We start from the raw sequence: 20,965 nt of genomic DNA, 5'->3' as shown, positions 1-20,965 counted from the left end.
GAATAAGCCCTTTGAGAATGTCTGTGATGAGAACCAAGACCGCATATTTTTCTCCGGCGAGACGTAATACATTAGTGGCGCCAGGATTTTTTGAACCTGCAGTGCGTGGATCGGGTAGGGAAGACATTTTACATATTATAACAGCCGAACAGATAGAACCTGCTAAATAAGCAAGTATTATGAAGGTAATAGATAAAATCACCGATCGCTCCTTTTTCGGAAAGTAATCTATTATTAATTAATCTTAACTTTCAGGCAAGTGCTTGGGTAAAAATAATGCTTGTAAATTATTGGTGTATTTTCTGCCAAAGGGGGTTACCTGCCAATGCGTCTTGGTCAAGCTAATCATGTTTTTCTTTTCTGCAATTTTAAGTTGAGTTAAAAGAGTTTCTAAAGGGAGATTTGTCCTTTCCGTAAATAAACTTAATGGAATGGCTTGTTCTAAACGTGTGGCATTTAACATAAATTCAAAGAGCAATTCTTTATCTTCAACAAGTTCAATATTAGCCATAAAAGGTTTTTCAGAATCCATAAATTCTCTAGGCTGACGATATTTACGAGTTCTGAAGATGCCAGTCGTAGTAGTTAATTTTCCGTGTGCTCCTGCTCCAATGCCAAAGTAGTCACCAAACAACCAATAATTCAAATTGTGTCGGGCTTGTTTATTTGGTTGAGAAAATGCAGAAATTTCATAACGCTTAAGGCCAGATTCTTCTAATAACGCTAAACCCTGCTCTTCTAAAAAATAAGCATCATCTTCAGAAGGTAATGGCGGATTTTCTTTGTAAAAAACAGTATTGGGTTCTATGGTCAATTGGTACCAGGAAAAATGCTCAGGTTGGTAAGACAGGGCAATGCTTAAATCATCCATGCCCTGAGCGATGCTTTGATTGGGTAAACCATGCATAATGTCCAGATTTAAGTTATCAAAACCCGCACGGCGTGCCGATTCAATAGCACGGTGTGCTTGATGCTCATTATGGATACGTCCCAATAGCTGCAAATGTTTGGGGTTAAAGCTTTGAATGCCTAAAGATAAGCGATTAATGCCTAGTTGTCGGTAGTCAGTAAAACGCTGTTGTTCCACACTTCCTGGATTGGCCTCCATTGTGATTTCGATATCTGGAGCAAAGGGTATAATTTGTTTTAGTTCCGTAAATAAATTGTTATAAGCTTCTGCAGAAAAAAGACTGGGAGTACCACCACCAATGAAAATAGAACTAATTTCACGTACATTAAAGCGAAGTACATCAGCATTTAGGTCAGCAATAAGTGATTGAGTATAGTGGTGTTCAGGCAAAATATCGGGGCTTTTATGCGAATTAAAATCACAATAAGGGCATTTTCGAATGCACCATGGAATATGAATGTACAAAGATAGAGGAATCATTGTTTTTTTAGGCTGGCTTGTTTAAGAATGCAATAGTATCATGACATACCTTTTGTAACAAAAATGAATAAGACAGGAGATAATATGGCAAATAAACGAGTGAGAGTGGCCGTCACTGGGGCAGCAGGACAAATTGGTTATGCTTTATTGTTTCGTATCGCTTCTGGACAAATGTTTGGTGCCCATGTTGATGTTGAATTAAATTTACTTGAGCTTGAGCCCGCACTTCCTGCTTTGGAAGGGGTAGCTATGGAGTTGGATGATTGTGCTTTCCCATTATTAAAACGTATCCTATGTACCTCCGATTTGAATAAGGCAATGGACGGGGTGAATTGGGCTTTATTAGTTGGTTCAGTCCCTCGTAAACAAGGCATGGAACGTTCTGATTTATTGCAAATTAACGGGGGTATATTCACTAAACAAGGCCAGGCGATTAATAATAAGGCCAGTGATGATGTACGTGTGTTTGTAGTAGGAAATCCTTGTAATACAAATTGCTTAATTGCCATGCATCATGCTAAAGATATTCCAAATGACCGCTTTTATGCGATGACTACTTTAGACGAATTAAGAGCGCGTAACCAATTGGCTCAAAAAGCAGGAGTTGATATTACTGCAGTAAGCCAAATGACTGTGTGGGGTAACCATTCTGCGACTCAATATCCTGATTTTTATAATGCTAAGATAAATGGTATTTCTGCCGCTCAAGTAATTAACGATGAAACCTGGTTGAGAGATACTTTTGTTTCTACTGTACAACAACGTGGTGCTGCAATAATTAAGGCTCGAGGTCTTTCGTCGGCTGCCTCTGCTGCAAATGCGATTATTACTGGTGTGAACCATCTAGTTACAGATACAGTTGCGGGTGAATCATTCTCTATGTGTCGTTATTCTGAAGGTGAATATGGCATTGATAAAGGTTTGATTTTTTCTGTTCCTTGCCGTAGAGAACAGGGTGAGTTAAAAGTAGTTGAGGGTTTAAAAATGAATGATTATGGCCATAGCATGTTTAACAAAACCCTGAACGAATTGCGTCAAGAGCGTGACACAGTTAAAGATTTAGGATTATTAGCGGATTAAAACCTGTTAACATTTTCTTATATTCTTAGAAAACCGGCTTTAAACTTTCGTCTTCACTCGAAGACGAAAGGCTTGGCGAGGTACCCATGCCACTCTTCTGATACATTTGCAAAAATTCTGATCCATCTAAAATAAATTTCGCTTCTGAATTTCGCAATAAGGTTGAAATAGAGCGGCCGTGGGATAATATTTGGTTTAGTTTATTAATTAGATTTATTGTTTGTACTGAGGGATCAGTGTGCTCCTGCACCAAGGAAGGGATGTGTTTAATGATTGCTTCGGCCAATTGTCGATCGGTTAAATAAAGCACTAAACGGGTATGGGCAATTTGCTTGAAATTTTTTGTAGACTCCATAATAAGTTGAAATAAAAAATCAGGATCTTTTTTTAAATGAGTATTTAATTTTTGGCTAAATCCTAAATGTTCTCTATATTCCAGTAGCATACGAACTTGTGTACTCACATTGTTGCGCTTACCAGATGCTCCAGATTTTGCTGCTAACCATGTTAAAAGCTCTGTTTCACGGTATTTATCATTGAGTGCTTTAAATTGAAATTTTGCTGATGCATTGGAGTGGTGTAAAAAGCTATTCCAATTGATGCTAGGTAAATTGAGATTTTTAGCTAAAGAATCGATTGGTGTTCTAATTGTATTGAAATCGAGTCGCCATTTCTCAATATAAGGAACTGAGGCCTTTAATGCTTTAATTATCTCCTGAAAGTCTTTTTCATTATTTGGTCGAAAATTATCCAAAGATTCTTTTAATTGCTGAACAGGATAAATATATTTGCCATTTCTCATGGATTCTAAATTAAAAACAGATTGTAAGGCACTTTTTAATGCAGAAAAAGGGTCCCTCATCAAATCTTCTCCAAACAAGCCCTCTTTCTAATCATAGTTTATAAAAAAACAAATGCAAATATTTACCGCAACTTGTATATTAATTTAATCTTTGATTTTTAAAAGTAAATAGAGACTTGTAGTAAATCCATAATTTTTTTTATGATTAAATATAATTTTGATGAAAGGAATGGTTCACTTGTAAAAACTGTGTTAATATGTGTAATTTTTTAAACAAATGGATAGAATGTTATGCAATCTTTTAAATTGAGCATGGTAGTTATTATTACCATTGTTTTATGGGCTTCTGCTTTTGTTGGCATTCGAATTGGGTTGGTAGGATACTCACCTGGAGCTCTTGCTCTTTTACGTTTTCTTGTTGCATCAATTTTTATGGGCTGTATTTATTATGGTCAAGGCATTAAAACTCAAGTGCTTTGGGCCGATCGGCTTCAATTATTGATTGCTGGAATGGCAGGTATTGGTCTTTATAATATTTGTTTAAATTACGGAGAATTGAGTGTTTCAGCGGGTACTGCCAGTTTTATTATAGGATTAATGCCTGTGATGACGGTACTTTTATCACTTGTTTTTTTGCAGGAAAAATTAAGTCGAGGGGTTTGGCTGGGTATTTTAATTAGTATCTTAGGCTTAGTTTTATTAGCAGTTGGCGAAAATTCGGAGCCAGCCATGCAACAAGGTATTTTAGCCATTCTGGTTTCTGCATTGTTAGGGGCCATTTTAACTATTATCCAAAAGCAATTTGCCGAAGTTTATCATCCAGTAGCGATTATTTCCTGGGTCATGTGGGGTGGTACTTTATTACTATTAATATTTTTTCCTACCTTGATGCAAGAAATTAAAACAGCAGATTTTCAAGCGACAGTCGCGGTAGTCTACATGGGGATTTTCCCTGCAGCGCTTGCTTATTTAGCCTGGGGATATGTACTTAAATATATGTCAGCCACTAATGCTTCTGTAACTTTATATGCAATGCCCATTGTGTCTACATTGTTAGGTTTTATTTTATTAAATGAACAACCAACTTTAATTTCTCTTGGCGGGAGTGGGATTACTTTGTTGGGTGCTTTTATTTCTAATCGTTTTTTATCACAAAATTCATCTCCTATTTCTGAGATGTAGTTTAAGTTATACTCTTATGTCAAAGTTTTTCATTGAGAGTACTCATGGAGTTGAGAATTAATACCCCCTTTAATGCCTTGTTTCAGCCTTTAGATTTGGGTTTTATTCAATTAAAAAACCGTTTATTAATGGGATCTATGCATACAGGTCTAGAGGAAGACAAAGATAGTTTAAATCGTTTAGCCCAATTTTATCGTGAAAGAGCACTTGGTGGAGTTGGTTTAATCACAACAGGTGGTTTTGCACCAAACCGTTCCGGTCGTTTGACACCTTTTGCTGCCAAATTAACGAATGGTAAAGAGCAACAAAAACATGAATTGATAACAGATACGGTGCATCAAGCTGGAGGAAAAATTATTCTGCAGGCATTGCATGCTGGTCGTTATGGATATCATCCGTTTATCGTAGCCCCAAGCAGCATTAAATCGCCTATTAGTCCATTTAAACCTTGGACAATGAGCAAACACCGCATTAAAAAAACCATCAAACACTTTGCTCGTTGCGCGCGTTTGGCTCAGTTAGCTGGTTATGATGGTATCGAAATTATGGGCAGTGAAGGGTATTTGATTAATCAATTTATCGTCACCCATACCAATCATCGCACGGATGAATGGGGTGGGAGTTATGAAAACCGCATTCGTTTTCCAATTGAAGTGGTCCGAAGTGTACGTGAAGCAGTGGGAGAGAAATTTATCATTGTCTATCGTTTGTCTATGTTGGATTTAATCGCAGAGGGCAGTAGTTGGGAGGAAATAGTTCTTCTTGCTAAAGCCATTGAACAAGCTGGCACCACTCTTATTAATACGGGTATTGGCTGGCATGAAGCACGTATTCCAACAATCGGTACTATGGTTCCTGAAGCAGCATTTACCTTGGTAACACAGCATTTAAAACCGGAAGTGAGTATCCCGGTAATTACTTCTAATCGCATTAATACACCGGAGTTGGCAAATAAATTAATTGAGTCCGGAGTGGCGGATATGGTTTCCATGGCGAGGCCATTTTTAGCAGATCCTCAATTTGCTGAAAAGGCTAAACTAGGGGAGAGTGCTGCGATCAATGTATGCATTGCTTGTAATCAGGCATGTCTTGATCGTGTTTTTGTAAATAAAACAGCTTCTTGTTTAGTGAACCCACGAGCATGTAATGAAATTGAATTAGTTTATGAAGTAACTCATACCACAAAATCCATTGCCGTTGTGGGGGCTGGCCCTGCGGGTCTTGCTTTTGCTGCAGTTGCAGCAGAACGTGGGCATAAAGTAACTTTATTTGAAAAAAATGAGCAAATAGGCGGGCAATTTAATCTGGCAAAAAGAATTCCAGGGAAAGAAGAATTTCAGCAGACGTTAAATTATTTTAATTATCAGTTGCAAAAATATAAGGTAATAATCCACTTGCGTACGGAGGCAACTGTAAACTTGTTGCAGGATTTCGATGAAGTAGTTTTAGCAAGTGGAATTAAACCGCGTATTCCTGATATAGAGGGCATAGACCATGCAAAAGTATCAAATTACATCGACGTAATTACTGGTAAAAGAAAGCTAGGCCAACGGGTAGCAGTGATTGGTGCTGGGGGTATAGGTTTTGATGTGGCTGAATTCTTAACAAGCAAATCGCATTGTTCCAAGGAAGAATTTTATGATGAATGGGGGATTGATGTATATGGAAAATACCGTGGTGGTATTAAAGAGTCAATAATTTCTCCAAGTCCACGCGAAGTGTTTTTATTGCAACGAAAAAAAGAAAAAATGGGTAAGCATTTAGGTAAAACTACTGGTTGGATTCATCGTTTAAGCTTGAAACATAAAAAGGTAAAAATGATTTCAGGCGTCAGTTATGATCGTATTGACGATGCAGGGTTACACATACATGTTAATGAAAAACCACAGGTTTTAGCAGTGGATGATGTAGTGATATGTGCAGGTCAAATCGAATTGACCGAATTGCTAACGCCATTAAAAGAAGCAAGGAAGGTAGTTCATTTAATCGGGGGTGCATATAAGGCTTTAGAATTGGATGCTTGGCATGCAATTGATCAGGCCTGTCGTTTAGCTGCTTTAGTTTAACGCAATAACCTAACAAGCATTGCGAGCAGTTTCTGTAATAGAACAAACAATAAAAACTTAATAAGTTTTAGTCACTTGACATTTTGTTCGTTTGAGCGAAAATATTGCAGCCGTATCCATCGGATATGAACATGAGAATAAAAAATAAGCCTATTTGTTTCGGTATAATCCAAATGTCCACAGCCTTCACATTTTTGAGCATTATTATGATTTTAAGCAGAATTTATTTAAGTTAATAACACCCACTAATGCTCTTTTTATAAACAACATTTGAATAAAAGGTAACAAATGTAGTGCATTTATATGTTTATTTTGTTATTATAATGACCAATTTTTATATAACCAACCTTTTTAGGTTACACCTCACACCATTAGGAACTTTATGACTCAAGAAATAACAAACTTTGCTTCCTTTAACTTTTCAGATGCGATCAATAAGGCATTAGAGGACATGAAGTTTACTACTCCATCACCGATTCAAATCCAAACGATTCCTTTGTTTTTAGAAGGAAGAGACGCGATTGCCCTAGCGCAAACCGGTACAGGCAAAACAGCTGCATTTGCTCTGCCGATTTTACAAAATTTATCCCCTAACCTGCAGCATACCCAGGCATTAATTTTAGCCCCTACCCGAGAACTGGCAATCCAAGTTGCAGAACAATTTGAATTGTTAAGTGCCAAGCAAAGTGGGACTAGAGTTGCTGTTTTATGTGGCGGACAGGAATATGGTCGTCAGCTAAAACAATTACGTGCTGGTGCACAAATTGTTGTTGGCACACCAGGTCGTATTTTAGATCACCTGGATAAAGGAACGTTGATTTTAGATAATTTGCGCACTTTTATTCTTGATGAAGCCGATGAAATGTTACGGATGGGCTTCATTGAAGACATCGAAACGATTATGGCAAGACTACCTCAACAAAAACAAATTGGTTTGTTTTCAGCAACAATGCCACACCGTATTCGGCAAATTGCCAATACTTATTTAAATAATCCTGCTTCTATTGAAATTCGTTCAGAAACTGCAACAGTAAAAAGTATTGAGCAGCGCTTTTTGTTTGCTTCAGGACATCAGAAGCCTGATGCATTATTGCGTATATTGGCTGTAGAAGAATATCAAGGTGTTATTGTTTTTGTACGTACTAAAAGTAGTACTGAAGAAGTAGCTAAGGTACTGCAAAAAAAAGGTTTGCGTACAATGGCAATTCACGGGGATATTACTCAAAAATTACGTGAAACTATTATTGCTGAGTTTAAACAAGGTGCCATTGATATTTTAGTGGCTACAGACGTAGCTGCGCGAGGCCTTGATGTAGAACGCGTTACTCATGTAATTAACTACGATTTACCTCATGATAATGAAATCTATGTTCATCGTATTGGCAGAACAGGTAGAGCAGGCCGTTCTGGTGTTGCCATTCTATTTGTAACTCCTAAAGAATCACGTTCAATTACTGGTATTGAGCGACATACTCGGCAGCGTATTACTAAAGTTAATGTGCCAAATGATCATACGATTCAAGTGGCACGACAACAACGTTTTATGGCGAACATTACAACACGGCTGGAACATGAACATGTCCATGCGTATAAAAAAATGATTGAAGAGTATGTTAAAGAACATGAAGTTTCAGCGTTAGATGTTGCTGCAACCTTGGCTTTATGGGGTCATAAAGACATGCCTTGGCAGCAAAAAGAACATTCTTTGCCTAAGCTATCCCCCTGTCCCGAAAGAGTAGGACGAATTGAGCGTGGTTCTAAATTTGAGCGTTTATCCATGCATTCGGATGATAGGAAAGGTTTTGGCAATAAAAAAGGTTTGGGAGCAAAAAAGAATTTTGCTGATGAACGCAAAAAATTTAAAGAGAATTCTTTAGAACAAGAATTATTCCGTATTGATGTGGGTAAAGTTCATGGCGTAAAACCTGGGAATATCGTGGGAGCAATTGCCAATGAAGCTGGTTTACAGAGTCGTCACATTACTGGTCTAAAAATTCATGAGGATCATTCTATTGTTCGTTTGCCTAAAGGAATGTCTAAAGAAATTATGGGTGATTTAACTAAGGCTTGGGTTTGTGGTCGTCAGTTAAATATTACTTTAATAAGTAGTGGTGCTTAATTTAGGACGGGAGATAAATTTTGCTCTTCGTTCATTTTATATCCGATGGATCAGCGTTAGATAATGTAAAAAAATTGATTAAAAAGAATATTTCATAATATAATAATCGATGTTTTTTTGTTTTTAAACAACCATTTATAATAAGGGGTTTCATGAGACTGTTAGCAACCATAAGTGCTTATTTATTTTCTGGAATTGTTCTAGCAACACCTCTCCATAATATAGTTGTGTTTGGCGATAGTTTGTCTGATAACGGTAATCTATATCAATTTATGAACTACCAATTGCCCGCATCTCCACCATACTATGAAGGTCGTTTTTCTGATGGTCCTGTCTGGATTGAGTATTTAGTTGCATCTTATTTCCCTGATAATCCTAAATCCCATTTACTTGATTACGCATTTGGCGGTGCTGGGGTTTCTGAAGAAGGCGATGATGATGGATTATTTACATTAAGAAGAGAAATCAATGATTACCTGTCGACGCATGAGGATAAAGCAAGTACAGACAGTCTTTTTGTGGTATGGATAGGTGCTAATAATTACCTTGCTTTACCTACTGAAACTGAAAAAACACTACAAGTTGTTAATGATGGAATTACTCATGGTTTAAAGCAGTTGGCAGAGAAAGGTGCAAAGCATATTTTAGTGGTCAATATGCCAGATTTGGGCAGCACTCCGGCAGCTATCGAGTTTGATTCCGTTGAAATGATGACGTATTTTTCAAGGGTCCACAATCAATCTTTAGATATGATGCTAATTAATTTAAAACAGGAATACCCAAATGTTGAATGGTTGTATTTCGATATGAATGCAGCACTAGGTGAAGTAATAGCAAACCCGACGAACTATGGATTTACCAATATTAATGAATCATGTATTAATTTTGCTTCGGATAATTTAAGCACGTATTCTATTTTCAAAATGGTTGCAGCAACAAAACCAAAAATGATAACCCCGCAAACTTGTGATGGTTATTTATTCTTTGATTTAGTACATCCGACAGCTTTTTCGCATAAGATTTTAGCAGATCGCGCCAGAAAGGAACTTGATGAGGCGGGTGTTGTATTTACTGATTAGAAAGATGTTTTGCTCAATGTACTCGCCTTTACAAGTAATATCTCGATCCGCATGTTTACGAGTTATAAAATTAGGCAAACACCATTTACTCTTCGATTGAGCACAGATTTTTTAGTTTATTTGTATGTTAAACCTCTTGCAAAAAACTTTAGAGACGTTGTTGCCTAGATAAAAAACTTCTCTCAGGTCGAGTTACCACCCTTTACTCGTGCAAATTAACTCATAAGCTTTAACAATTTTCTGTGTTTTTTCATTAGCTATTTTAATCATATCTTGAGGTAGTCCTTTTGAAATTAATTTATCAGGGTGGTTTCGACTTAATAGACGTCTATAAGCACGTTTTACCTCAAGTTTGCTGGCATTAGGTGAAACATCCATTAGTGCATAGGCATGATCCAAATTTGTTTTTGTTTGTTTGTAGTTGTACTTGCTGTATGAGGAATAGGACTTAGATGAAGATGAGTTTTCGGTATTATCTTGTTGCTCACTTGTACCGGTATGGACAGCACCAAAATCTTCATAAAAGCGATATTGTTTATGAAAGGGCATAAAACCAAGGTGTGAAAAGATTGTATCTAAAACTTGAATTTTTCTAATAGTAAGACCATCGGTTTTTGCTACTTGATATTGAATATCCATGAATAATTGTAATAAATTGTGGTTGTTTTTACAGGCATCGTGTAATTTAGTAACTTGATAATGTAAATTAAATCGAGGATTTTTCCCTTCATTAAATAAGTGCATGGCTTGAATTTTTTGTTCTCGGTTTAAATGCATTTCCTGCATCAGTAAGCGAGCTAAATTAAGCTCTTGCTCAGTAACTTTGCCATCCGCTTTAGCTAAATAACCCATAATTGAAAAAGTGACTTCCAAAAATATTTTTTTTACAACATCATTTCGTTCTTTAAAATAGTGCCATTGTCGATTCATATAATGATTAGACAAATAACGAACTACAATAGTACCGAAGAAAAGACCCAAAAGGATACCTATAGGTCCTGCTAACCAGTAACCAAAAAAAGCACCAATAAACTTTCCCCACCTGGAATTTTTGGTGAAGAACTCTTTTAAATTCATTACAAAGGATTACCTCATAAAATTTACAATTTAGTACTCTGTGTTTTAACGTCTCATTCTAATTTTATCGCTTTATACCACATACTAAGTATATACTGTTGTTTTTTTTGTTTGGTTGTCTATGAGATTTTTTTACTCTTTTTTGATGTATTTACTTACACCCTACATGCTTATTCGTTTATGGTGGAAGGGCCGGCGTTTGCCGGCATATAGACAGCGCATTAAAGAACGTTTTTGTTTAAATAAACTTAAAAATAACTCTGTTGATATTTGGGTCCATGCGGTGTCTTTGGGTGAAGTGATCGCAGCAATCCCTTTAATTGATGCCATGTTGGAAAAAAAATGGTCGGTTTTCATTACCACGATGACTCCTACTGGCTCAGAACGCGTGCGCGCACATTTTGGTAATAAGGTACTTCATCAATATTTACCTTATGATCTTCCCGGCATTCTCAAGCATTTCTTTAAAAAAATTCAGCCTTCTGTTGGCGTGATTATGGAAACTGAGTTATGGCCTAATTTAATTTATCAGGCGCGCGCAGCCAATGTACCTTTGTTACTTGCAAATGCGCGTTTGTCTGATGATTCCATGCAAGGGTATAAATGGATTAAATTCATCATCAAACCTGTTCTTAATCAATTTTCTGCCATTTTGTCGCAAGGAGAAGAGGATGCTAAACGTTTTATCGATTTGGGAACTAAGCGAGAAATTGTTCAGGTTTTGGGTAATATAAAATTTGATTTACACACTAATATGGTAGATGGTAAAACGTTTAATGAATTAAAAAGCCATTGGGGTATGGAGCGTGTGGTAGTTATTGCAGCCAGTACCCATGAAAACGAAGAATCACAAATTCTGGCACGGCTCAAACGATTACAAGCCGCAATTCCTGATGTGATTCTATTAATTGCACCACGTCATCCTGAGCGTTTTCAAGAAGTTTATCAACTGTGTATTCGAGAGAAATTTAATACTGGATTGCGTTCCAATTTGGAAACATTAAGTGGTGCAAATGAAATTATTATCATAGACAGTTTAGGGGAGCTTTTGGGCCTGTACCAGATTAGTAATTACGCTTTTGTTGGTGGCAGTCTTGTTCCTTTAGGTGGCCATAATGTATTAGAGCCGATAGCAATGAATATTCCAGTATTAAGTGGTGTTCATATTCATAATTTTAAGTCTATTTGCACTGATTTAATGGAGGCAAAAGCAATTTTATTAGTTCAACATGCGAATGAATTAATTGATGAAATCATTAAGTTGCATGCTAATCAGGCAGTACGTCAGCAGATGATTAATAACGCCACGGCAGTTTTTGAAAAAAATAAAGGTTCAGTAATGCGCCATTTGCAGCAAATTGAAGCAATAAAAAATATTAAAGCATGTGAAAGCAGATATCGATGATTTTCGTTTTTTAGATCTTCTTTTAATAAAAAAATCAGTAGAAAAAAGTAGTAAATCTAATATTAGAGATGTTGATGAAAAATTTAACAACTTAATCATGGATGCTGCTCTAATTCCCCCTGATTTCAATAAAATTGTAATTTTTGATGATGTTTTAACAACGGGTGCTACCTTCAAAGCAACCAAATTAAAATTGACAGAAATAAAAAATATAGAAAATAATAGGTATTTTTATAGCGAAATCTAATTCTCAGGATGATGTTACTTTTTGAGCGAATACTCTCATTTTGTAGGAGACACTGAGTTAAGCAGACATACTTAATTTGTTTCGCTTTTTAAAACTGAGCATAGAATACCTTCTCTTGCAAAAATATGAAGTGTACTCGGCCGACCAATTTTTTGCGACAAAACCCTCTATTGGGCTCCTTACATCATCATAGACTATACTATCAAGTTAATATTTAGTTACTTTGTCTATTTTTTTGCTATAATAAAAAAATTTTCTAATTAAACTCTCTTATTATGAAACATCAACATATCACAGCTCCACAAATCGTAAATGCTTGTACACTTATTAGTATTGCTACAATTGAAGCTATTCTCAATGCAAAAAATGATGAATATATGTATAGGGCCCTTGTGGCAGCGCAAGACATGTCGCAACAACGTTATAAAAAATTAATAGCGAGTTCGCCACAAGACCATGGTGAGGGTTTGCTGGAAGAGGACGCATATCAACAATTTTATGCGACGGCCTTTAAGCGACCCCATCAAGAGCAACTTAATTCACCTGTAAGTTTAGAAAGTATCACCACTCTGTTAGGAAATCGCGATAATATGATGTTGGATGAATGGGATGAAACAATATTCCAAACGTTTAATTTTGATGCAATTGAAGCCGTTCAAAAACTACTTCCAATTGATACTCCTGCTATAGATTGGCAAACAATTACCAAAGAGAAATTAATAAAATTAGTAAATCCTGTGAAAAAGCCTGAGCTCTCTCTCCAGGTTAAAGAAGTCATTAGCAATTTGCAGGACCCCGAAGGTATTACCCTGCGCATGGAAGGTCATACCATTTCTGTAGCAAAGCGCAAAGGGGTGTATTACAGTTATGATTCACTTACCGGTGACCTTTCTTCCACAGCCGTTCTCAATGAAATGACAGAGCATATTGCGCACAAAGTCACTACTAATCGTGCTAATACTCTCATTGTTAATCATTTTTTTCCTGTGCCACCGTTCCCGCAAGCCAAATTCATTAACCAAAACTGTGCGGAAATAATGTTAAAGAAGGCGGCTCAACTAGTATTAAAGCAAGATTTAGATTTTATCTATGATAGAGAAATTCCTGATGTGCAAGTGGATATTAGTCCAGCGTTTTTATTTACAGAAGACCGGCAAAAACAATTTTGGAATAGCGGCGCTAGTAAAGAACTCTTAGAAGCTGATTTGAAAAGGCTGAATAAAGATAAAGTTTATTTTCTGCGTACAGGTACCAATGATGGAGCCGGGCATTGGCAAACGCTTTATTTTGATACCACTCGAAAGGGTTGGATTAATTATTCTAGCGATAAGAATAATTATTTACTAACCCAAAATGACATGCTTACCGTAGACGGGGAGATGTTATTATCACCTTTCGCAAAATGGGGAACTAAGGCGGGCGAATATGCTTTTCTACTGGTTGAGGCATCACCTAAAAATTTGATTCAGTCTAGCAATTTTCTCTATAACTTTCGTATGGATGGAGAAGAGAAAGCTATGGAAAAGGCTATAGAACAGCGAGAAATTCTATACGATGAAATTCAAGTTAAGGTTTATCACCCTCCTGTTAAAGTGGATGAGGAATTAGATGAAGTGATTAAGGAACCAGTTAAAGAATTTGAAAAACCAAAGATTGGAACTGATCCAGTAGATCATAAAACAATTTCGGTTAAGCCGAATTTAACCCCAGGACAAGAGCTTGCTACTAAATTAAATCATATAATCGATCAATTGGTAGCAAACATTGCCAATCAAGATAATGGCCGCAGAACCACACGCAATAATGATTGGAAAATTGGGTTATTCATCAACATAAAAAAACAACTGAACAGTAAAGAGTTATCTCCTATTGAGGTTTAGAAATTTGTGGATGATATTCGCAATGTCTGTGGTAAAAGAAGAAATATTTTTCTCTTTTGGGCTGAACCGCATAGCGTAAAAGAATTTGAAAACTTACTTAAAAAAGAATTTCCACAAGAAGTTTTAACACTTACTCAAAACCCTTACGTATAAAGGAATATAATCAATTTTTAAAGAGGTTTTTAGTTGGATAAAGTAGGGGTGTCTTGGCGATAACTAGCCTATTTTAGGTTTTTTCGCAGAAAATATCAGTTTCTGGTAGAATTTCCAAATTTTTTGCGACAGAACCCAGATATCGTGTTAACACACCCGACTGAAAAAGCGACTCTTGTGATAATCATGAGTTGGTAAATAGTCCAGAATAATTAATTGCGCTTGACCACCTATTACCTCTATGGCAAATAACAACCGTTCTTGCTTAGTTAAATGAAAACTATAAACCTCATGGCCTGTTAATTTTTCTAAATCAGACGTGCTGTAGCGCTCCTATGAATACTAAATTCTGAAAAATTCTACAGGCTTTAGTGTTCCTGTGGAATTGGAAGCAGGCGTAAGCTAGATTTAATAACCTACGCTTGATTAAATTTTATGAGTTAAGGTTAAGAGCCTTGATTCTGTCGTTCTTTGATTTCCGATAACGTTTTACAGTCAATGCATAAAGTAGCAGTAGGTCTGGCTTCCAATCGTTTGAGGCCTATTTCGATACCACAAGCTTCACAATAACCAAAGTCGTCATTTTTTAGTCGTTCTAAAGCGTCTTCAATTTTTTTAATAAGTTTACGTTCTCGGTCACGAGTACGTAATTCTATACTAAACTCTTCTTCCTGACTTGCTCTGTCTGATGGATCGGGGAAGTTAGCTGCCTCATCTTTCATATGAGTTACAGTGCGATCGACTTCTTCCATCAATGATTGACGCCAGGCTAGCAATATTTTTTCAAGGTGTGCTAGCTGCTTTTCATTCATATATTCTTCTCCTTCAACTTCAACGTAAGGAGAAATTCCCATGTTACCTATTGTATCGTTTTTCACAGTGTATAATCTCTCATTATTTTTATCAGTTAATTGTTCAGTCCCTATCTCTAAATTTTTTGATCATCTGGGTTCTTTTTCATAACTGTTCACCCTGAACAGATATTCTTTTTTAAAAGGCGGTTAGGTATATCAAAAAACAGACCTATCATCAACAGTCTTATCGCCAACCACCGCTTACTCTGTCATGACCTTGGATATCCCTCCAGCACTGTACCTGTTTATAATTTAATTTTTCAAGTATAGCTTGCACCTTTAATTTTTGATCATATCCATGTTCTAGCAAGAGAACGCCATCCGGTAATAAGTAATCATAACCTTGTTTTATAATCAATAATAGATCAGCTAATCCTTGTTCACTACTCGACAGGGCAATGTGTGGTTCAAAACGCAAATCACCTTCGTGAAGGTGAGGATCATGCTCTGCAATATAAGGTGGATTAGAAATAATTGCGTGGTACGGGTGTTGTGGGATTTTTGTGTACCAGTCGGAATGATAGAATGTTATATTAGTAAGGTTATAATACTGTGCATTTTCTTTAGCAACGAATAATGCCTCGTTACTGATGTCACAAGCCACAATGTTCCACTGAGGTCTTTCTTGAGCAAGTGCAAGAGCGATAGCGCCGCTTCCAGTACCTAATTCTAGAACGTAAGTCGCTGGGCAATCCGGGATTTTTTCCAAAGCCAGTTCGACTAATAATTCTGTTTCATGGCGAGGAATTAAAGTATGACGATTCACTTTTAAATTCAATGACCAAAATTCACGTTCGCCGGTTAAGTAGGCTATAGGAACACCATTGGTGCGTTGTGTCAGTAAATTCTGGTATGTTTCAAATTGTTGTGAACTTAGCAACTCTTCAGCATGCGCGAACAAGTAGGCCCTATTTTTTTTTAAGACATGACCCAATAAAATTTCTGCTTCCAGTCCTGGGTTTTTACCAAGAGCTGTACGAATGTTAATCATTTTGTCCAAGCTCGGCAAGTAATTCAGCATGATATTCGCGTTTTAATGATTCAATAACTAACGACAAATTACCTTCCATCACCTCAGCGAGTTGATAAATGGTTAGATTAATACGATGATCCGTTAAACGACCTTGGGGGTAGTTATAAGTGCGAATTCGTTCTGACCGATCGCCAGTTCCTACCAGAGATTTACGTGTTTGTGCCTGTTCTTGTTTTTGTTTGCTTTGTTCTGCATCCAATAATCGTGTTTTAAGTAAGGACATTGCTTTCGCACGATTTTTATGCTGTGACCGCTCATCTTGACATTCAACTACCACACCTGTAGGTAGGTGGGTAATTCTGATGGCTGAATCTGTTTTATTCACATGCTGCCCCCCAGCACCCGAAGAACGGTAGGTATCAATTCGTAAATCATCGGGACTAATTTGAATGTCATCAATTTCTTCAACCTCTGGCATTACTGCTACAGTACAGGCCGATGTATGAACGCGACCTTGGGATTCAGTTTCTGGAACCCGTTGCACCCGATGAGCACCTGATTCAAATTTGAGCTGGGAAAAGACCGCATTACCGCTAATACGAGCGATAATTTCTTTGTAACCACCATGTTCGCCTTGATGAGCACTGATTAATTCAAGCTGCCAGCCTTGATTTTCTGCATAACGACTGTACATACGATAAAGGTCACCCGCAAAAATGGCTGCTTCATCACCACCAGTCCCGGCTCTAACTTCAAGATAAATATTACGTTCATCATCCGGATCTTTAGGAATCAGATGCCATTGCAATTGCTCATCAAGTTCTGCAATTTGTTTTTTCGCATTTTCTAATTCTTCTTCAGCCATAGTGGCTAATTCTTTGTCATCATCTGCAAGCATTTCTTGCAAAGAGGCTAAATTATTTTGTGCCTCCAAGTAGGTCTCATAGCAGGTTGCAATAGGCTCTAATTGTGCATATTCTTTCGACAGAGTTTTAAACTGATTTTGATTAGCAATCACCGAGGATTCAGATAGGAGTCGTCCTACTTCCTGAAAGCGTTCTAGCATTTGCTGAAGTTTTAATTCAAGAGATGTCTTCATAAATTGATTGATAGGTTGTTGTATTAAAAAGGTATTGCGTTAATGTAAATAAATCTTCACGGCCATCACGGGCTATTTTTTTAAAGCCTGTCGTGGGGTTGTGAGTTAATTTATTCACTAAACGTTCACTAAATTCATTTAAAACTATTTGTTGACAGTGTCCGGCAGAAAGCCTTTTAAAGGCGCGTTGTAACTCTTTTTGTGCCAGATAGTGCATTTGAGTTCGGTAATCACAAATCACTTTCTTAGCTTTGAGTGATCGTTGCTTATGGACGTAAGAGTTCAATTCCTCTTCAATTAATTGTTCAGCATGTAAGGAAGCTTGGCGTCGCTCTTCCATACCTTTTTGGATCATGTTCTGCAAGTCATCAATGTTGTAGAGATGTACATGCTCTAATTGGCTAATACTGGCTTCAATATCACGAGGAACTGCTAAATCCAAAAAAAACATGGGTGCATGATTTCTTTGCGCTAATGCATGTTCTACTAAACTTTTATTAATAAAGGGAATAGGGCAGGTTGTTGCGGTAACAACCACATCTGCTTGGGGTAGGTGTTGAGCAAGATTACTGATAGCAATTGTTTTGCCGCCAAAGCTACTGGCTAGTTTTTCTGCATTTTGTAAGGTTCGATTTGCTATCATAAATTGGTATACACCATGTTGATGCAAATATTTGGCGACTAAAGAAGCTGTTTCGCCAGAACCAATTAGTAAAACATTTAATGATTTATAATCTGTAAAAAATTGACCAATTAGTTGTACCGCGGCATAAGCTATGGAAACTGGATTTGCTCCTATGCCACTTTGCGTTCTAATACGCTTTGAGGCACTAAAAATATATTCAAATATGGGACGTAATTGTGTTTTTATGGTGCCCAACTGATTGGCGTATTGATAAGCCTGTTTCATTTGACCAAGAATTTGGGGCTCGCCAATCATCATCGAATCTAAACCACTAGCAACTCGTAATGCATGCTGTATTCCTCGTCGACCTTTGTGGATATATAAATAAGGCAATAATGATTCGAGCCTTAGTTGATGTTTAGTAGCAAGCCAGGAAGCAAGTACCTGGGGATCTTGAGTATCACAATATATTTCGGTGCGATTACAGGTAGATAAAATAGTTGCTTCATTTACTTCAGGGAGGCTAAGCAAGCTGTTGAGCAAAGAATCTTGGGTAGCGGGAGATAATGCGACTTTTTCACGCACGTTTATTGGAGCAGTTTTATGATTGAGCCCGCAAGCAACAAACACCATATGAATTAGTCTATAGTTAAAGTAACTGGGAATTGTAAACGATTAGTTGCTAAATTTGTAGAGTCTGCTGATAATTCTACTACAATGGTGATAGTTAATTGGTTTTTTTGTGTATTCATTACTCATATACTGCTGTGTAGAGGAAGTTCTATACAGAGATTTATAATAAGTGTCAGTAGCACAAACAATTAATTGATACCCATTTCGTGAATAACAGTAGCGTGCAAAGGTGATGACATATTTGTAAATTAAAGTAGCTCTTTATTTAGCCGCTAATATTATAGGAAGATTTTTTTGCACAGTATGTATCAAACTGATGGGGAGATTGTTATGGATATTATCCTTCAAGGTGAACATAATAGCGATGAAGCGGCAGAAAGTTTAGAGAGAGTGTTGCGATTATTCAAAGAGCGTTATCATATTACTGCCTTTCGCGAAATTCACTTAACAGTCACTTTAATTGATGATCAGGGTGATGATGTAGAGTTGGTGGATAGTGAAACAAATCAGGCTTATCGAGTGTTTGAAGTGTGCCGACAAGGTTATGAGTTGGACGGTAAACGTGCTACACCATTATTGCAATTAGTAGTTGATAATACCAAATAGAAATAAGTGTGATAATTATACACATCATCCAGGATTGTGATAAAAGGAGTAGAATATGTTCTTGGCCCTCATCGCCATAATACTTACCTTGATTTTAGTTGTTGGCATTCATGAAGGCGGTCATGCATTAGCAGCAAGTTACTTCCAAGTAAAAATTAAAAAAGTTTCCATAGGTTTTGGCAAACCATTATTACGCTGGCAAAATAGTAGTGGATGTGAATGGGTATGGGCTATTCTACCTTTGGGGGGTTATATACAATTAGAAAATACACGTATTAGTCCAGTGACATCAGTAGAATATTCTGCCTGTTTTGATAAAAAACCCATTTGGCAACGGATTTTGATTTTACTGGCCGGGTCAATTGCTAATTTTATGATCGCATGGTTTGCTCTTGTTTTGGTTTATATAATCGGTCTAAATTATACTTTACCGCAAATTCAATCTGTACAGCCTAAGAGCTATGCTGCTCAGGAAGGAATAATTGCCGGGGATCAATTTGTATCAATCGCAGGTCATAAGACACCATCTTGGAATGATGTGGGCATGCAATTGGTTATCTATTGGGGTACAAAAAATGTTCCTGTGATGTTGAGTCGAAATGGTGGAAAAGAATTTAAAGAAGTAAAACTCGATTTAAGTCAGGTGCAATTTCGTGGATTGAAGACCACTTTGTTAACACAACTTGGTATGGAGCCAAATTTATCTGCCCCACAAAGTATACTTCGTTTTCCATCGATTGGCGCTGCAATACATCAAGCAAATATAAATATTGTGAATATGCTTTATTTCTTTTTAATGATCTTTAAACAATTATTTTCCGGGGTAATTCCATTTTCTATGTTACTTGGACCTTTGAGTGTGTTTGTCGCCTCAGTGGCTTCACTAACTCAGGGCATTGTGGTTTTTATGTTTTTCATCGCTACTTTAAGTTTGGCAGTCGCTTTAGTTAATTTGTTTCCTGTTCCAGGCTTGGATGGGGGGTCGATTGTTTATGCTATGGTTGAGAAAATTCGTGGTAAATCAGTATCAATCGCTATGGAACTTTTACTACATCGTTTGGTCTTTATTGTATTTTGTGTGTTGTTGGTTCACTTATTAATGAATGATTTGCGACGAATTTGAAAATTTTATTAAGTTCAGTTGATTTAGGATTCTAGTCAACTATAGCTCGTGCACAGCACCAAACATCTACTTGCTGTACTCCTGTTTTTTTTAGCATTAAAGCCAATTCATTGGTAGTTGCTCCTGTGGTAAGTAGATCATCAATCAGGGCTACATGTTGATAAGGAAGTTTTTTAATGCTAAAGGCATGAAGCAGATTTTTCTGTCTTTGTTCTTTATTAAGAATAGCTTGGGGAGTTGTATTAATAATCTTTTGACAACTGATTAGATCGCAAGGGATTTGTAATTTTCTTGCAAGTGATTGAGCTAAAACCGCAGCCTGATTAAATCCGCGTTGTTTGATTTTTTGTGGATGCATTGGAACAGGAATTAAGCATTGTGGTTTCATAAATTGTGATGGGAATGAATGGGTTATTAAATGACTTAAAAAAGAAGTTAGATGGAGGCCCTTGTAATATTTAAAATGATGGATAAGAGTGCGTAGCGGCTCTTCAAATTTATAAGCAATAAACGTACGATCAAAATGATGAGGTTTTTTAATGCATTGCCCACATACTAAGTAAGTGGTAGTG

General features: G+C 36.9%; 20 protein-coding genes. 11 read left to right on the top strand and 9 right to left on the bottom strand.

Going from position 1 to position 20,965, the window contains the following annotated elements; translation table 11 throughout:
• Both WA877_RS06970 and hemW read right to left on the bottom strand, forming a co-directional pair.
• Positions 1–202 (bottom strand): glycerol-3-phosphate acyltransferase (locus WA877_RS06970; RefSeq protein WP_425170197.1); only part of this gene is annotated, 202 nt, incomplete at its 3' end.
• A gap of 42 nt (positions 203–244) precedes the next feature.
• Positions 245–1,390: a radical SAM family heme chaperone HemW gene (gene hemW / locus WA877_RS06965; RefSeq protein ID WP_425170196.1), complete on the bottom strand. Its 1,146-nt coding sequence runs from the start codon at positions 1,388–1,390 to the stop codon at positions 245–247.
• 84 nt (positions 1,391–1,474) lie between these two features.
• Between hemW and WA877_RS06960 the strand changes: the two genes are divergently transcribed.
• Positions 1,475–2,470 carry a malate dehydrogenase gene (locus WA877_RS06960; RefSeq protein ID WP_425170195.1) on the top strand — a complete coding sequence of 332 codons (996 nt, stop codon included), beginning with the start codon at positions 1,475–1,477 and terminating at the stop codon, positions 2,468–2,470.
• Between the two features lie 25 nt (positions 2,471–2,495).
• Here the strand turns inward: WA877_RS06960 and WA877_RS06955 are convergent, their stop codons facing one another.
• A complete protein-coding gene (locus WA877_RS06955) occupies positions 2,496–3,332 on the bottom strand; it encodes a hypothetical protein (protein WP_425170194.1) in 837 nt (278 codons plus the stop codon).
• Positions 3,333–3,563: 231 nt separating this feature from the next.
• On the opposite strand from WA877_RS06955, the gene WA877_RS06950 reads away from it, so the two are divergent.
• From WA877_RS06950 to plaA, 4 genes are all read left to right on the top strand, one after another.
• Positions 3,564–4,454 carry a DMT family transporter gene (locus WA877_RS06950; RefSeq protein WP_425170193.1) on the top strand — a complete coding sequence of 297 codons (891 nt, stop codon included), beginning with the start codon at positions 3,564–3,566 and terminating at the stop codon, positions 4,452–4,454.
• 44 nt (positions 4,455–4,498) lie between these two features.
• Complete coding sequence (locus tag WA877_RS06945; protein WP_425170192.1) at positions 4,499–6,520, top strand: FAD-dependent oxidoreductase; 2,022 nt, start codon at positions 4,499–4,501, stop codon at positions 6,518–6,520.
• 382 nt (positions 6,521–6,902) lie between these two features.
• Positions 6,903–8,639, top strand: a complete 1,737-nt coding sequence (locus WA877_RS06940) for a DEAD/DEAH box helicase (protein WP_425170191.1) — start codon at positions 6,903–6,905, stop codon at positions 8,637–8,639.
• Between the two features lie 152 nt (positions 8,640–8,791).
• Positions 8,792–9,718, top strand: a complete 927-nt coding sequence (gene plaA, locus WA877_RS06935) for a GDSL family lysophospholipase PlaA (RefSeq protein ID WP_425170190.1) — start codon at positions 8,792–8,794, stop codon at positions 9,716–9,718.
• A gap of 192 nt (positions 9,719–9,910) precedes the next feature.
• Here the strand turns inward: plaA and djlA are convergent, their stop codons facing one another.
• The gene (gene djlA / locus WA877_RS06930; RefSeq protein ID WP_425170189.1) at positions 9,911–10,795 is read right to left on the bottom strand and encodes a co-chaperone DjlA; all 885 of its coding nucleotides are present in this window, start codon (positions 10,793–10,795) and stop codon (positions 9,911–9,913) included.
• 121 nt (positions 10,796–10,916) lie between these two features.
• On the opposite strand from djlA, the gene waaA reads away from it, so the two are divergent.
• From waaA to WA877_RS06910, 4 genes are all read left to right on the top strand, one after another.
• Positions 10,917–12,200, top strand: a complete 1,284-nt coding sequence (gene waaA, locus WA877_RS06925) for a lipid IV(A) 3-deoxy-D-manno-octulosonic acid transferase (protein WP_425170188.1) — start codon at positions 10,917–10,919, stop codon at positions 12,198–12,200.
• Entirely contained in the window at positions 12,181–12,447 is a 267-nt protein-coding gene (locus WA877_RS06920) for a hypothetical protein (RefSeq protein WP_425170187.1), read from the top strand. Before waaA ends, WA877_RS06920 begins: the two co-directional genes overlap by 20 nt.
• A gap of 275 nt (positions 12,448–12,722) precedes the next feature.
• Positions 12,723–14,327: a hypothetical protein gene (locus WA877_RS06915; protein ID WP_425170186.1), complete on the top strand. Its 1,605-nt coding sequence runs from the start codon at positions 12,723–12,725 to the stop codon at positions 14,325–14,327.
• A 6-nt stretch (positions 14,328–14,333) separates the two neighbouring features.
• Positions 14,334–14,480, top strand: coding sequence for a hypothetical protein (locus tag WA877_RS06910; RefSeq protein ID WP_425170185.1), 147 nt, complete (start codon positions 14,334–14,336; stop codon positions 14,478–14,480).
• 446 nt (positions 14,481–14,926) lie between these two features.
• Here the strand turns inward: WA877_RS06910 and dksA are convergent, their stop codons facing one another.
• From dksA to hemA, 4 genes are all read right to left on the bottom strand, one after another.
• Positions 14,927–15,358 carry an RNA polymerase-binding protein DksA gene (gene dksA / locus WA877_RS06905; RefSeq protein ID WP_425170184.1) on the bottom strand — a complete coding sequence of 144 codons (432 nt, stop codon included), beginning with the start codon at positions 15,356–15,358 and terminating at the stop codon, positions 14,927–14,929.
• A gap of 160 nt (positions 15,359–15,518) precedes the next feature.
• Positions 15,519–16,325 carry a peptide chain release factor N(5)-glutamine methyltransferase gene (prmC, locus tag WA877_RS06900; RefSeq protein WP_425170183.1) on the bottom strand — a complete coding sequence of 269 codons (807 nt, stop codon included), beginning with the start codon at positions 16,323–16,325 and terminating at the stop codon, positions 15,519–15,521.
• Complete coding sequence (gene prfA / locus WA877_RS06895; protein WP_425170182.1) at positions 16,318–17,406, bottom strand: peptide chain release factor 1; 1,089 nt, start codon at positions 17,404–17,406, stop codon at positions 16,318–16,320. Before prfA ends, prmC begins: the two co-directional genes overlap by 8 nt.
• Positions 17,390–18,664 (bottom strand): glutamyl-tRNA reductase, encoded by a 1,275-nt coding sequence (hemA, locus tag WA877_RS06890; RefSeq protein ID WP_425170181.1) that lies wholly within the window; start codon positions 18,662–18,664, stop codon positions 17,390–17,392. The genes prfA and hemA overlap by 17 nt, the downstream gene beginning before the upstream one ends.
• A gap of 330 nt (positions 18,665–18,994) precedes the next feature.
• Between hemA and WA877_RS06885 the strand changes: the two genes are divergently transcribed.
• Together WA877_RS06885 and WA877_RS06880 are read left to right on the top strand one after the other, a co-directional pair.
• Positions 18,995–19,270, top strand: a complete 276-nt coding sequence (locus WA877_RS06885) for a hypothetical protein (RefSeq protein ID WP_425170180.1) — start codon at positions 18,995–18,997, stop codon at positions 19,268–19,270.
• A gap of 55 nt (positions 19,271–19,325) precedes the next feature.
• A complete protein-coding gene (locus WA877_RS06880) occupies positions 19,326–20,393 on the top strand; it encodes a M50 family metallopeptidase (RefSeq protein WP_425170179.1) in 1,068 nt (355 codons plus the stop codon).
• Between the two features lie 31 nt (positions 20,394–20,424).
• Here the strand turns inward: WA877_RS06880 and WA877_RS06875 are convergent.
• Positions 20,425–20,965: ComF family protein (locus WA877_RS06875; protein WP_425170178.1), on the bottom strand; the 541-nt coding region annotated here is incomplete at its 5' end.

Origin of the sequence: Legionella sp., assembly GCF_049790535.1 — a bacterium.
Taxonomy (GTDB): Bacteria; Pseudomonadota; Gammaproteobacteria; order Legionellales; family Legionellaceae; genus Legionella.
This window is presented reverse-complemented; position numbering and strand designations above follow the sequence as displayed.

Bases quoted from the DNA above. Each gene is read 5' to 3' on its own strand.
- WA877_RS06885 (WP_425170180.1), top strand. From the start codon at position 18,995: ATGGATATTATCCTTCAAGGTGAACATAATAGCGATGAAGCGGCAGAA.
- WA877_RS06945 (WP_425170192.1), top strand. From the start codon at position 4,499: ATGGAGTTGAGAATTAATACCCCCTTTAATGCCTTGTTTCAGCCTTTA.
- prmC (WP_425170183.1), bottom strand. From the start codon at position 16,325: ATGATTAACATTCGTACAGCTCTTGGTAAAAACCCAGGACTGGAAGCA.
- djlA (WP_425170189.1), bottom strand. From the start codon at position 10,795: ATGAATTTAAAAGAGTTCTTCACCAAAAATTCCAGGTGGGGAAAGTTT.
- hemA (WP_425170181.1), bottom strand. From the start codon at position 18,664: ATGGTGTTTGTTGCTTGCGGGCTCAATCATAAAACTGCTCCAATAAAC.
- WA877_RS06880 (WP_425170179.1), top strand. From the start codon at position 19,326: ATGTTCTTGGCCCTCATCGCCATAATACTTACCTTGATTTTAGTTGTT.
- WA877_RS06960 (WP_425170195.1), top strand. From the start codon at position 1,475: ATGGCAAATAAACGAGTGAGAGTGGCCGTCACTGGGGCAGCAGGACAA.
- waaA (WP_425170188.1), top strand. From the start codon at position 10,917: ATGAGATTTTTTTACTCTTTTTTGATGTATTTACTTACACCCTACATG.
- WA877_RS06915 (WP_425170186.1), top strand. From the start codon at position 12,723: ATGAAACATCAACATATCACAGCTCCACAAATCGTAAATGCTTGTACA.
- WA877_RS06940 (WP_425170191.1), top strand. From the start codon at position 6,903: ATGACTCAAGAAATAACAAACTTTGCTTCCTTTAACTTTTCAGATGCG.
- plaA (WP_425170190.1), top strand. From the start codon at position 8,792: ATGAGACTGTTAGCAACCATAAGTGCTTATTTATTTTCTGGAATTGTT.
- hemW (WP_425170196.1), bottom strand. From the start codon at position 1,390: ATGATTCCTCTATCTTTGTACATTCATATTCCATGGTGCATTCGAAAA.
- WA877_RS06950 (WP_425170193.1), top strand. From the start codon at position 3,564: ATGCAATCTTTTAAATTGAGCATGGTAGTTATTATTACCATTGTTTTA.
- prfA (WP_425170182.1), bottom strand. From the start codon at position 17,406: ATGAAGACATCTCTTGAATTAAAACTTCAGCAAATGCTAGAACGCTTT.
- WA877_RS06955 (WP_425170194.1), bottom strand. From the start codon at position 3,332: ATGAGGGACCCTTTTTCTGCATTAAAAAGTGCCTTACAATCTGTTTTT.